At 61.8% G+C, this 13,867-nt stretch carries 6 protein-coding genes and 1 pseudogene; 2 read left to right on the top strand and 5 right to left on the bottom strand.

From position 1 onward, the window contains the following. Positions 1 to 824: pseudogene (locus VIE67_RS12345) on the bottom strand (hypothetical protein); the annotation flags it as partial. Positions 825 to 1,069: 245 nt separating this feature from the next. Here VIE67_RS12345 and VIE67_RS12350 point away from each other — a divergent pair. Continuing rightward, the gene (locus tag VIE67_RS12350) at positions 1,070 to 3,946 is read left to right on the top strand and encodes a TonB-dependent receptor (RefSeq protein ID WP_332026648.1); all 2,877 of its coding nucleotides are present in this window, start codon (positions 1,070 to 1,072) and stop codon (positions 3,944 to 3,946) included. 64 nt (positions 3,947 to 4,010) lie between these two features. Here VIE67_RS12350 and VIE67_RS12355 read toward each other — a convergent pair whose 3' ends face one another. From VIE67_RS12355 to VIE67_RS12365, 3 genes are all read right to left on the bottom strand, one after another. Then, positions 4,011 to 4,748, bottom strand: a complete 738-nt coding sequence (locus VIE67_RS12355; protein ID WP_332026650.1) for a DUF6445 family protein — start codon at positions 4,746 to 4,748, stop codon at positions 4,011 to 4,013. 68 nt (positions 4,749 to 4,816) lie between these two features. After that, entirely contained in the window at positions 4,817 to 8,059 is a 3,243-nt protein-coding gene (locus tag VIE67_RS12360; RefSeq protein WP_332026651.1) for an alpha-amylase family glycosyl hydrolase, read from the bottom strand. Between the two features lie 142 nt (positions 8,060 to 8,201). Further along, positions 8,202 to 9,239, bottom strand: coding sequence for a LacI family DNA-binding transcriptional regulator (locus tag VIE67_RS12365; protein ID WP_332026656.1), 1,038 nt, complete (start codon positions 9,237 to 9,239; stop codon positions 8,202 to 8,204). A gap of 230 nt (positions 9,240 to 9,469) precedes the next feature. Here VIE67_RS12365 and putA point away from each other — a divergent pair, with 230 nt between their 5' ends. Beyond that, on the top strand, positions 9,470 to 12,607 hold the full coding sequence (putA, locus tag VIE67_RS12370; RefSeq protein ID WP_414707363.1) for a bifunctional proline dehydrogenase/L-glutamate gamma-semialdehyde dehydrogenase PutA: 3,138 nt from the start codon (positions 9,470 to 9,472) through the stop codon (positions 12,605 to 12,607). Positions 12,608 to 12,992: 385 nt separating this feature from the next. On the opposite strand, the gene VIE67_RS12375 is transcribed toward putA, so the two are convergent. Beyond that, positions 12,993 to 13,667, bottom strand: a complete 675-nt coding sequence (locus tag VIE67_RS12375; RefSeq protein WP_332026654.1) for a hypothetical protein — start codon at positions 13,665 to 13,667, stop codon at positions 12,993 to 12,995. Positions 13,668 to 13,867 lie beyond the last annotated feature (200 nt).

The raw sequence follows: 13,867 nt of genomic DNA on the forward strand, positions 1-13,867 counted from the left end.
GCCCAAATCGGCGGCAGCGCGCCGCGACCGGTCAACGCGGTGTAGTCGCGCAGCACGTTCGCCGGACTGCGCTCGGCGCCGCCAATGAACACGTAGTAGTTCAGTTCGCCGCCCGCGCTGCCGAAGGTGTAGCGCGCCGGATCGGTTTTGCCCATGTCGAAATAGCTGCGCCAGGTGTTGTCGAAAAAAACGCCGTAACTGCGGCCGTCGTTCAAGGCGATGAAAAACGGAATCGTCTGATACAGCGGATCGAGTCCGGGTGGATAGTTGCCGGCGTCGGTGTTCCAGTTGACGATGGCTTGCTCCACGCGCGACATCGGCATGGTTTTTTCGCCAAAGCCGTAGTACAGCTCGAAATCGCTGCGCCGCTTGGAGGTTTCCACCGCACCGGTGGCCGGATCGAATGCCATCGGCCGCGCCGGATCGTCGGCGACAACAAGCCGTCCCTGCGCGTCGTACACCGCGATCAGCAGGTTCGGGCGTTTCTGCACGACCACGCGCGCGCCGTTCGTCGCTCGCAACTCGGTCCGATCGGCAGCATCGTCGACGCTGAATTTGACGACCGGCCGCGTCCCGGCTTCGACCGCATACGAAAAATCCACCGCAAACGGCACGTGCGGACTCATGCGCACGCGCACGATGTCCGGCGTGACGAAGGACACGCGCACCTCAGCACCGCTCGCGGTGGACAGGGTCAGCCCGTCGCTGGTTTGCGCGCTCTGCCCGACCTCGCCCAGCGTCTGCCAGGCGGCGTGCGCCGGAAAGGCCACCCACGTAAGTAGGCAAACGACGATCGCCAGATAGCGGAGGTTTCGGGATCGCATGCTCTTCACTCCCAGTCGGCCGGAGATTCGTTCGGAACCCGGAAGCCTACCCAAGACGGCATGTATTCGTATGCGGGAAACCTATGAATACGTATGCAAAAAATTGTAAGGATACGGCTCTGCGACTAGGCTAGCAGCACGTTAAAACGGTGTGAATTTCGCCGTCCACGAAAGAAATTCTGACCATTCACGGCCCGCCGAATCAAACGCGCGCCCGCACTGACAACAGCCCGGGGAGGGTAAAGATGGTACTCAAGCGTAATTTGCTGGCGCTCGCCGTTGCGTCGATTCTCGTGAGCGGCGCAGCCTCCGCCCAGTCCGCAAGTCCCGCTCTGCCAAACGCCGATCAGACCGGCAGCGCAGCCCAGGACCAGACCACCGCGCCGAAGACTCCGGACGCGCAGAACGCCAACACCCCCGCCAAGGACAAGAGCGCCGACAGTGCATCCACTCTCGGCGAAATTACCGTCACCGGCGTGCGCGCGGCGATCGAGCGCGCCATTTCGGTCAAGCAGAACTCGAATGAAATCGTCGAGGCGATCTCAGCCGAGGACATCGGCAAGCTGCCCGACAACTCGATTGCCGAATCGCTGGCGCGCCTGCCCGGCCTCACTGCCCAGCGTGTCGGCGGTCGTGAATCGACCGTGAGTCTGCGCGGTTTCAACGGCGACTTCTCGGGCACCTTGCTCAACGGCCGCGAACAGGTTTCCACCGGCGACAACCGTGGCATCGAATTCGATCAATATCCCTCGGAATTGCTCAGTGGCGTGGTCGTGTACAAGACACCCGACGCGGCGCTCGTCGGCCAGGGCATCGCCGGCACGATCGCCATGCAATCGGTACGTCCACTGGATTACGACAAGCGCGTGATCCAGGTCGGCGCGCGCGGCAGTGCCCTTTCCAACAGCAGCGTGAATGCGAATACCGACTCCAAGGGCTATCGTGTCAATGCCTCGTATATCGATCAGTATCTGGACCACACTTTGGGTGTCGCCATCGGTTACGCGCGGCTGTACACGCCGACGCAGGACACGCGCTGGGAGTCGTGGGGTTACACCGGAGTCACCGTTCCGGCGGGCACGCCAGGTCTCGCCGCAGGCGGCACGGCGCAGGCACTCGGCGGCAACAAGGTCTATGCCGATTCGACCGAAGGCACGCGCGATGCGCTGTTGACCACAGTGGAATGGCGGCCAAACGACGCCTTCACCAGCACGCTGGATTTGTATTATTCCAAGTTCAATCAGCAACTGGTCTACGGTGGTTTTGAAGCCGGCCTGCCCTGGGGCAGCGGTACGATCCTGTCCAATCCGGTCGTACAGAACGGCATGCTCGTCAGTGGCACCTGGGCCAACGTAAAGCCGGTGCTACGCGAGGAGCTCGACCACCACAACGACAAGATCAAGTCGATCGGCTGGAACAACAAGTTCCGCTTCGGCGAGGGCTGGACCGCCACCTCGGATTTGAGCTACGCCAAGGCCAACAGCAAACAGTCGCTGCTCGAGGAATATGCCGGCACGGTTCCCGGCAGCGTCGGCGCCACGGATACGTGGAACTTCAGCCAGGACACCACTACCGGCTTGCCGCATTACCAGGTGGGCCTGAACTACGCCAACCCGAACATCATCAAGCTGACCGACTCGGGCGGCTGGGGTCAGGACGGCTATCTCAAGTTCCCCAACACCAGCGACGAGCTCAAAGCCGCGCGCTTCGACCTGAGCCGCGATATCAACGGCCCGATCAGCAAAATCGCCGCCGGTATCAACTACAACGAGCGCACCAAGACGCGCGACTCGCTTGAGTATTTCGTCGACCTTAAAGCCGGCAAGACGGCATCGGCGGATGTGCCCGGCAGTTGCCTGACTCCATCCACCTACCTGGGCTATGTCGGCTTTCCGAGCATTGTAAGTTGGGACCTGACCTGCGTTTACAACCAGGCATATTCCCTTGGCCCGGATGGGCTGCCGACCAGGGACAACAACAATCAACACGACGTCCTGAACAAGGACTGGTCGGTTACGGAAAAGGTCGGTACTTTCTACATCAAGGCCGACGTCGATACCGAGGTGGCTGGCCTGCCATTGCGCGGCAATGTCGGCGTCCAGTACGTGCATGCCGAGCAGAATTCGACCGCGTTTTCGCAGTCCGGCGGCAAGGGCTACTCGTATACGTCGCCGACCACCAGCTATGGCAATGTGCTGCCGAATACGAATCTGGTGCTGAGCCTGCCGGACGACAATTACCTGCGCTTCGGAGCGGGCAGAGAACTCGCGCGTCCGCGCCTGGACTACATGAAGGCAAGCGTCGATTATGGAATCAATCAACAGCCGACCGGCAACCTCAATATCACCACATGTACCAATACCGCCACCGGCGCGATCATCCCCAGATGCCGAATCGAAGGCAGTGGCGGCAATCCTGCCTTGAAGCCGTTCCTGGCCGATGCGTACGATCTTTCCTGGGAAAAATACTGGGAGACCAAGGCCTATGTTTCGGCGACGTATTTCTTCAAGTCGCTCAAGTCCTATGTCTATACCCAGAACAGCGCGCATGACTTTACCGGCGTGTCGTCGGCTGGATTCGGCACCATCGTGCCCGCCTCGTATCTCGGTACATCAAGCCAGCAGACCAATGGCACCGGCGGCTATATGCGTGGTCTCGAACTTACTGCGTCGATGCCGCTGGATGTGCTGTGGGAACCGCTCGAGGGCTTCGGCGTGCAGGCAAGTTATGCCGATACGCAAAGTTCGATCAATCCGAACGGACCTGGCACGCCGTCATCGCCTTTCCCTGGCCTGTCCAAATACGTCACCCAAGGCACGATCTATTACGAAAAAGCCGGCTTCTCGGTGCGTCTGGCGGCCAATCATCGTTCGGACTTCCTTGGCGAGGTCCAGGCCTTCGGTGCCGACCGCGAAACGCATAATATCCGCGCGGAAACCGTCACCGACTTCCAGCTCGGCTATACGATTCCCACAGGCAAGTACGAGGGTCTGAACTTCCTGCTTCAGGTACAGAACCTGTTCAACGAACCCTACCGGGAGTTCTACAACGACCATACCCAGCCGCGGGTATACACGTTGTACGGTCGCAACGTCACGCTCGGTGTGAACTACAAGTTCTAAACAAAAACTGCTGCCCTGATGCAACCCCGCCGGATGTCTCGGCGGGGTTTTTTATTGGCGCAAGTCAGGCCGCGTTGCGGCGGGAGACGAAGAAACCGTTGAAAGTGAGCCTGCCGCGCGCCGGGTCGGTGCTGAGCCGCTCGGGAGCACGGATATCGCCCGAATGCAGCAGGCTGCCGTCGTAGAAGATCAGCCGATTCCATTTCGCCGGGACGCTGCCGATCTTGGTGAAATAGCGCGTGGAGTCGCAAATGTAACCGGGCTCAAGGCCGTACTTGCCGGCGAACGCTTCGACCGACAGTGTGTTCGCATCGACATAAAATGCGGTGAGCGCGTCCGGCGGTATGGCCGGTTCGTAGAAGCCGGTGCCGCCGAGCGCGGCGTCGCGGAACAGGTAAAGCACCGAGGCCTGGATCGATTCGCCCGGCACCACGCGCTGGTTGTCGCGATGACAGAACCACTGATACGGCCGCAGCGCGTTGGGCTCCAGCGTCACCAGGCTGTAGCGGCAGTGTGCGGAAACGACGCGGCGCGCGTCGAAGAAGCGGCGCAAATGCTGGATGAAGAAGACGCGCAGCGCTTCGACCAGCTCCGGCAGCGGCATCAGGTAAGTGCCCGGATAGGCGTTGAAGTCGACGTTGCGGAATTCGCGCGCCTGCGCGAGCGCGAAACCGGCGACGCGCTCTGGCTCGACCAACGCGTCGTCTATCACGAGGCAGAACGCGCCGCCCGACAGTGCAACCCGCTCTATGCGCGGACTCGTATTGAAGATCGGCGAGGTCGTCGTCGCTATGTTGGCCATCGCCGCATCATACGATCCCGCGCGTCGCGTCGCTGCGTTCGCCGCCGACGTGCCGCGCTGCACCGCTCTCAATTGGCGAACAGCCACTCGACCGCCAGCGCAAACTCCGCACGCCAGGCCGCCTCGTTGTGCTGCGCATCGGGATTCACCTTGACCGACAGGTTTTTCTGGGGGTGCTTCTCCTCACGCAGCAGATCAACCATGCGCTGCATGTCGGGGACCATGCCCTCGCCCTCCTTGCCGCCCGCATAAAAGTATAATTTTGCGTCGGCGCGCGGCGGCCGGGTGCGCACGTAATCGAACACCGGAGGCGCCAGCCAGTAGGCCGGTGAAAAAATTCCGGCCTTGCTGAAGACATTCGGGTAGCGATCGATCGCGTACTGCGAAATCAGGCCGCCCATCGAGCTGCCCATGATCGCGGTGTCGGCGCGGTCGGGCCGGGTTCGATAATTCCGGTCGATATACGGCTTCACCACGTCGACGAGGAAGTGCATATATTGCCTGCCTTCGCCCTTGCCGAACCTGGAGTTGTCCCACGGGTTCAATTCGTGGATGCGTTGTTCGCCGCCGTTGTCGATGCCGACCACGATCAATTCGAGCCCGCGTGATTTGGCCAGCGCATTCAGGGTTTCATCGACTTCCCATTCGCCCGCATACGCCGTCGTCGCATCGAACAGATTCTGCCCATCGTGCATGTACAGCACCGGGTAGCGTTTTTTCGACGCGTCGTAGCCGGGCGGCAGGTAGACGCGGAGCGTGCGCTTGCGATCCAGGCCGGGCATCGTCAACGGCGTGGGCAGCACATGCACATTCGGCTGCGCCGTGCCCTGGGCCAGCAGCACGCTGCCGTAAAGCGCAGGCACGGTCAGTTCGATGGCGCCGTCGGTCGCGACCGACACCTTGGCGGTCAGCGCGTCGGTGAATTTCATCGCGCGCATATCCGCCGGCAGTTTGACGGTCACCGTGCGCGGCGCGTTGTCGTTGTTGGTCGCGGTAATCGCCCAGCCCTCGCCGCGGCGGACCAGTACGATGACATGCTCGTCGATATACGCCGGCGCCTCGATCGAGCCGTGCCGCAGCACGGGCAGGTCCTTGCGCAGCTTGATCAGCTTTTTGTACTCGGCGAGCAGGTCATTGTCGGGCTTGCCGCCCAGATCGGGCCACGGATAGGTCACGCGATTGAACGGATCGTCGCCGCCGGTCACGCCGACTTCGTCGCCGTAGAACACGGCTGGCGCGCCCGGGAAAATCATCTGGAAGAACACGGCCAATCGCAACCGCTGCTTGGCCAGCGCGATCGTGGCGGCGTCCGTTTTCTCATCGCGATAGCCGAAGTCGAACAGCGCGCGCGCGGTATCGTGCGTGGAGAGCAGGTTCATCAGCGCGTAGAACGCCTGCGGCGGGTAGTTCTCGCGCATGAGTTCGATATTGCGATACGCCACGCTCGCCTTGGCGCCGTTGGCGTAGGCCTCCACGGCGTTGCGGAAAATGTAGTTCATCGTCGAATCGAATTCGTCGCCGAGGAAGAACTTCGAGGCGTCGAACTGCGTCTCGGCAATGGTCAGCGCATCTGGTCGCTTCTGCTTGATCGCCGCGCGCCACTCACGCCAGAACTCGTCGGGGACCCACGGCGCGACATCCATGCGCCAGCCGGAAGCGCCGCGATCGAGCCACAGTTTCATCACCGAATCGGGCGCGCCGAACGCGAAGTTGCGATAACTCGGCGAGGCCTTGTTGAGCTCCGGCAAATCCTGCGCACCGCTCCAGCCGCGATACTGCTTGTCCGGATCGGTCTGGCTCGGATCGAACTTGTACCAGTCGGCATACGGCGAATCGGGGCGGATTTTCCCACCCTTGAACGCACCCGGGCCGCCGGAAACATTGTCGTAGTGATCGTAGCGATCGAAATAGATCGAATCGCTGCCGGTGTGGTTGAGCGAGGTATCGGGAATCACGCGGATTCCGCGCCTGGCTGCCTCTTTCGTCAGGCGCACGAAGTCGGCATTGCTGCCGAAGTGCGGATCGATGTTCCTGTAGTCGGCCGTGTCGTACTTGTGATTGCTCGCGGCGCGGAACATCGGTGTGATGTACAAGGCGTTCGCGCCGAGACCGGCGATGTAGTCGAGCTTGTCGATGATGCCCTGGATATCGCCACCGAAGAAATCGTTGCCATAGACGTCGTCGGAGCCATCGCCCGAGCGCGGCAGGTAAGGTTTGTCGAGCCAGTTCTTGTGAAACTCGATGCCCTTGTCCTTGTCCACGTCGACGCCGGGTTTGGGATCGTTGCGCGGATTGCCGTTGCGGAAGCGCTCGGGGAAGATGTAGTAGTAGACGACGTCTTTCGCCCAGTCCGGGACGTGATAATCCTCGCGATAGACCGTTTGCCGGTAGCGCCGAATGCGCTGCAGCGGATCGCCTGTACCTTCGACTTTGCCGAGACCGCCGGAACCCTTTTCCCGCGTCCAGTAGATTGCGTCGTTGTTGTTTTCGTAGAGATAGGTCTTGCCGCCGATTTCGACCTCGAAGTAGTAACCGTAGATGCCGATATCGGCATAGCGATAACTGCCATGCCAAGATTCGCGCTCTCCTTGCGTGGTGCGTGTCATTGGCACGCGCGCCACGTCGCTGTAATCGAGAACTTCCTGCGGGCCTTCGAGCCGGCGGCGCTGCACGACCAGGGTCGCCTGCGTGACTCCCGGCAAGACGCTCAGGTTGTATTCGACCGCTGTGCCCGCCGTGACTGCGCCAAACGGCCCCTTGTCGACAAAGCCGCGCGAATCGAACTTGAGGCTCAGCGCGACCGGATCGGTCACCGGCGCAGCGGCCGGATCGTCGAAATCTTTCTGACCGATCGTGATCTTCGGCAGCGCGACGCCGCCGTCTTGCGTGCGCTCGAATGCCAGCCGGATCGTGTGTTCGCCGGCGAACGTGAATTTCAGATCGCTCGCGCCACCGCGGTCGGAGCCCTTGCGCAAGTCGAATGCCGTCTGCGCGGTGATCGATGCCGCGCCGGGCGCGGCACCGAAGGTCGTGTTCGGCGTCGCGGCAGCATCGGTGATGCGAAACCTCTGCGTGCCGGCAAGATTCACGTTGAGCACGTAGGAATTGCACCGGTACTGGAATTCGTAGTCGTCGTCCAGCGCCCAATTGCTCATCGAGCCGCGCAGGAACAACGGCGTGGCGAACGGCGACGGCAAACAAGCCGGTTCAACCGCGTGCGTCGACGGCGCGCCGACGTCGTGGCGCGGCGCCGGGCAGCCCGCGAGCACGAGGCACGCGAGCGCCGCTGCCAGCAGGCTGGTGGAATTCACGAAACGGGATTGGGCGCTGATCGGCTGCTGGGCCATGGCTGCTCTGACGTGCTCGGGGCTATCCCTCGCTCACCCGCCAGCGTAGCGATGCGCAAACGCACAAACAATTTACCGCATACGAATTCAGCGCAGCCGGGAGGCCTCAGCCGCGGTCGGTGGAGTGCCGCAGCACCAAGCTGACCGGTATCGTCTGGTTCTCCACCGGTTCGTCGTTGTGGATCGACCTGAGCAGGGTCTCGACCAGCATTGCGCCGCCGATCTTGGTGTCCTGCTGCACCGTGGTCAGACTTGGATTGACGAAGGCCGCGAGCGGGATATCGTCGTAGCCGGCGACGAGGATGTCGTCGGGCACGATCAGTCCGCGCACCTGCAACGCCTTCATCGCGCCGATCGCGATCAGATCGCTCGCGCAGGCGATCGCGTCGAAGTTGCCGCCGCGCTCGAACAGGGTCTGCGTCGCCGCACGCCCGGATTGCTCGGACGAAATCGCGCCGACCTGCATCCTTTGGTCCGGCTTGATGCCGTACTCGACCAAGGCGGCCTCGTAGCCGCGATAGCGTTCGAGGAATTCCGGGTACGACGGCAACGCATCGCCGAGAAACGCAATGCGCCGCGCGCCGCGTTCGAGCAGATGTCGGGTGATATCGCGGCCGCCCTGGAAATTGTCGCAGCCCACCGAAATCTCGGCCTGGCCCGATACCGCCGAACCCCAGCGCACGATATGCGTGCCGCGATCGACAATGTGCTGGAGCCGCGTGCGGTAGTCGAGATAGTCGCCGTAGCCGAGCAGGATGACGCCGTCGGCTTTCTTGTTTTCCTCGAAACCGGCCTGCCAGTCGTCGTTGGTCGGCTGCTGGAACGAGATCAGCAGATCGTAACCGCGCAGCGCGCAGGCTCGCGTGATCGAGGCGAGCATCGACACGAAAAACGGGTTGATCAGCGAGTCGTCCGACGCGGGATCTTCGAAGAACAACAAGGCCAGAGTGCCGGTGTGCTGACAACGCAGATTGGAGGCGTTCTTGTCCACTTTGTAATTGAGCTCCGTTGCGATCTTCTCGATGCGCCGGCGCGTGATCTCGTTCACCATCGGGCTGCCGCGCAGAGCGCGCGACACCGTTGGCTGGGAAACCCCGGCCAGATGTGCAATTACCAGCGACGTGGCTTTCTCTTTGCTGCGGATGGCTCTGTCCTCCCAGCGTGCCGATTATAGGGATGCCGGCTGCGCGAGCAAGGGCGCGTGCACAAGAGAAGATTGGCCCGAGCCAGCGTGCCAACGGCGCCGAAATCGACATCTACGGCGTTGCGCGCGCTGCTAAACTACGCAGCCCGGCAGCGCCTTTGGTTACGCAACCCGTGAGCGAAATCCTCAGCCCCGAACTTCCCGCCACGCCCGACGCCGCGCATGCGCGCATGACCGCGGCGTACAGTCGCGACGAAACCGAAGCGGTGGACGAACTGCTCGGCGAGGCGGCGCTGCCGCCGGTCGAGAGCGATCTGGTGCTGGCGCGCGCCACCGAACTCGTCGCGCGCGTGCGCGCCAAGGCGCACGAACAGTCGGCGGTCGAGTCGTTCATGCGAGAGTACGACCTTTCCTCCGAGGAAGGCGTGCTGCTGATGTGCGTCGCCGAGGCCCTGCTGCGCATTCCGGACAAGACCACGGCGGACAAGCTCATATCCGACAAGCTCGGCGAGGCGAACTGGGAATCGCATCTGGGCAAGAGCGATTCGCTGTTCGTCAACGCCGGCACTTGGGGCCTGATGCTGACCGGCAAGCTGGTCTCGCTGGCCGACGAAACCCAGCGCAATTTCATCGGTGCGTTCAAGCGCCTGGTCGGCCGCACCGGCGAACCGGTGGTCCGCCTCGCGGTGCGCCAGGCGATGCGCATCATGGGCCACCAATTCGTCATGGGGCGGACGATCAAGGAAGCGCTCGACCGCTCTGCGGAAAAGGAAAACCGCACCTACCGCTATTCCTACGACATGCTCGGCGAAGGTGCGCTGACCACACCGGACGGTGAACGCTATTTCCGGGCGTACAAGGATGCCATCGCCGCATTGGGTGCGCGCGGCGACGGCAGGGATGCCGGAGTGCCGGCGTCGTCTGGAACGAACGCCGGCCCCGTTCGCGACGTGCTCGATGCACCGAGCATCTCGATCAAGCTCTCGGCGCTGCATCCGCGGTACGAAGTCGCCAAGCGCGCGCGCGTACATGCGGAACTGACGCCCAAGCTGCTCGAACTCGCTCAACTGGCGAAGAAGAACGGCATCGGTCTGACCGTCGATGCCGAAGAAGCCGACCGGCTCGAACTGTCGCTCGATATCATCGCCACAGTTCATGCCGACCCCTCGCTCGATGGCTGGCAGGGCTACGGTCTTGCCGTGCAGGCGTATCAGAAACGCGCGCCGTTCGTGATCGACTGGCTCGCCGAGCAGGCGCGCAAGACCGGGCGGCGCTTCTGCGTGCGCCTGGTCAAGGGCGCGTACTGGGATTCGGAGGTCAAGCGCGCACAGGAAGGTGGCCACGCCGGCTATCCGGTATATACGCGCAAGCCCAACACCGATGTGTCGTATCTGGCCTGTGCGCGGCGCCTGTTCGAACACGGCGATGCGTTCTATCCGGCGTTCGCCACGCACAACGCGCACACGATCGCGGCGATTTTCCATCTCGCGCATGGCCGTCCGTTCGAGTTCCAGCGCCTGCATGGCATGGGCGCGGACCTGTACGACGAGGTGATCGGCACCCGGCATCTGAATGTGCCCTGCCGCGTGTATGCGCCGGTCGGCTCGCACGAGGACCTGCTGCCGTATCTGGTGCGCCGCCTGCTCGAGAACGGCGCGAATACCTCGTTCGTGAATCGTATCGTCGACGAATCGCTGCCAATCAAGGATCTGGTCGCCGATCCGGTCGATATCGTGCGCGGCTTTGCCAGCAAACCGCATCCGCGTATCCCCCAGCCGATCGACATGTTTGGTTTACAACGGAAGAATTCCATGGGCGTGAATTTCGGCAACGACAATGAACTGCGCGCACTCGCTGAGGCGGTCGCGAACGCTCCGACCAACTGGAACGCAGCGCCGCTGGTGCCGGGCGCCAAACCGAGCGGCGAAAAGCAGAGCGTCACCGATCCGTCCGATCGGCGTCGTGTGATCGGCACCAAGCAGCAAGCCGACGCGACCACGGTCGAGCGTGCACTCGGCAACGCCGTCGCCGCGCAGCCGGCGTGGGATCATCTGCCGGTTGCTTCGCGCGCGAAGGTGCTTGAATACGCCGCCGACCTGCTCGAACAGCAGCGTGCCGAGTTCGTCGCCCTGCTCGTGCGCGAAGCCGGCAAGACGCTGCCCGCCGCGATCTCCGAAGTTCGCGAGGCGGCCGACTTCTGCCGCTACTACGCCGGTGTCGCGCGCAAGCTCATGGGCCAGCCCGACGCGCTGCCCGGCCCGACCGGCGAATCGAATCAACTCTCGTTGCATGGACGCGGCGTGTTCGTCTGCATCAGCCCGTGGAACTTCCCGCTGGCGATCTTCATGGGCCAGGTGGTCGCTGCGCTCGCCGCGGGCAACGCGGTGATCGCCAAGCCCGCCGACCAGACCGTGCTGATCGGTCATGCCGCGGTGAAATTGCTGCACGAAGCCGGCGTGCCGGAAGACGTACTGCAGTTCGTGCCGGGCAAGGGCTCGATGATCGGCAACACGCTGCTGACCAGACCCGAGGTCGCCGGCGTATGTATGACCGGCTCGACCGAAACCGCGTGGACGATCAACCGCACGCTCGCCGCGCGCAATGCGCCGATCGCCGCGCTGATCGCCGAAACCGGTGGCCAGAACGCACTGATCGCCGATTCGTCCGCGCTGCCCGAACAACTGGTCAAGGACGCCGTCGCCTCCGCATTCGACTCCGCCGGCCAGCGCTGCTCGGCCGCGCGCGTACTGTTCGTGCAGGACGATATCGCCGACAAGGTCATCACGATGTTGTCTGGCGCGATGGACGAACTAAAGGTCGGCGATCCCGGCCTGCTCTCCACCGATGTCGGCCCGGTGATCGATGAGCCCTCACGCAAGAGCCTCGCCGACCACGCCGAGCGCATGGACAGCGAAGCCAGGCTGATCAAGCAAGTCGCCGTCGGACCCGAAATCGCCAACGGCACTTTCCTCGCGCCGCGCGCGTACGAGCTCAAGTCACTGTCACAACTCACCCATGAAGTGTTCGGCCCGATCCTGCACGTGCTGCGCTGGAAGGCCGACGAACTTGATGCCGTGATCGACCAGATCAACGCAACCGGCTTCGGCCTCACCCTCGGCATCCACAGCCGCATCGATTCCACAATTGCACATATTGTACAAAGAGCAAAAGTGGGCAATTGCTACGTCAACCGCAACCAGATCGGCGCCGTGGTCGGCGTGCAACCGTTCGGTGGCGAAAACTTGTCCGGGACTGGGCCGAAGGCCGGCGGGCCGCATTACCTGCTGCGCTTCGTGACTGAGCGTACTTTGACTGTGAATACCACCGCCGCCGGAGGCAATGCTTCGCTGCTGACGCTCGGCGAGTAACTTCCTCTTCGCTCGTCATTCCGGCGAAAGCCGGAATCCAGTGTCTTTGCTTATCCCTCTCAAGAGCAGAGCTTTCACTCGCCTGCGGCGAGCGCCCTACTTTTGGCATTGCCCAAAAGTAGGCAAAAGGCCAGGCGCCAGACGCGGCGTTCTGATTCGCATCGTGCGAATCAGAATCCCCTGTGCTTCTCGGCTGCGGCGGGGTTCGCTTGACGCACATCCCTGTGCGTTCGCTCACGCACGCGCATCGTGCGCGTGCCCCTGCGGGCATTAACCGCCGCAGCCTGCGATGCTCGGCGCCGCGAAAGGCGCCGTTTCTTCCACGAATCCGTCCATCCATGGACTGCGCTTGAACAGGTGACTAGAGTTCAACTAAAAACTGCTTCTATGCTGCGCCACAATAGTTTCGTCTCACACCTTGAACGATGTTAGGAAAAATCGAGGCAAGGCTGACGCGGGACGCAATCTCTTTATTGTAGACAAACTCCTTACCCGGATCGAAGCACCCGCCAAGCACGTGCACAGACTTTTCTCCGTCGTGTGTTATGAACGAAGCGAAAGAAAACATAGTTGGATGACTCGCCTTACTGTAGAGCTTTGACTGGCGCTCAAGCATATCCAGAGACGTTCGATTAAGGCTCAAATTCAAATCATCTGCGTATTTTCGAACGTCTCTAACCGCCTTCGAAGGCGAATATTGATTGTCTATGTGGCGCTGTAAAAAGCCAAGCGCCGGTTTTGAAAAGAGCAATGCTGCCGCCAAACTCTCCAGCACGTAACGCTGAGAATTCCCAGCAGGAACCAGCAAACCGCTAATTAGTAACTTCATAGCCACAACATGTGGATGGAACGCGCCATAAATAAATGCCGACACGTGAGCACCTGGCACATCCTTCGAAATTTGCGCATCAAGATTGCGCCATTCAGTAAAGGCAATTGCCATGTGGTCCAGGAACTGTTCGAGCTGATCTGAGTATCGTTCGACGAACCGATGCTGAATCACCGCGTCCTCCGTTCCCATCAAGACGCATTTGATCGTATCTCTGTCTATTTCAGTCATTTGCTATCCATTCTCTGGGCTCTTGCGGTTACGGACGGTGTCGTAGGCTGTGCTTGGCGACACGTAGGCTGGGCTGACAAGCCCAGCATTCAAGAGACAGCAGTTCCGTTCCGCGACAATTGTACGTTTGAAGGTGGAGCACGCTGGGCTTGTCAGCCCAGCCTACGATGCGTCAGCGCAGTCCATGGATGGACGGGTTA

This window comes from Rudaea sp. (assembly GCF_036560865.1).
Lineage (GTDB): Bacteria > Pseudomonadota > Gammaproteobacteria > Xanthomonadales > Rhodanobacteraceae > Rudaea.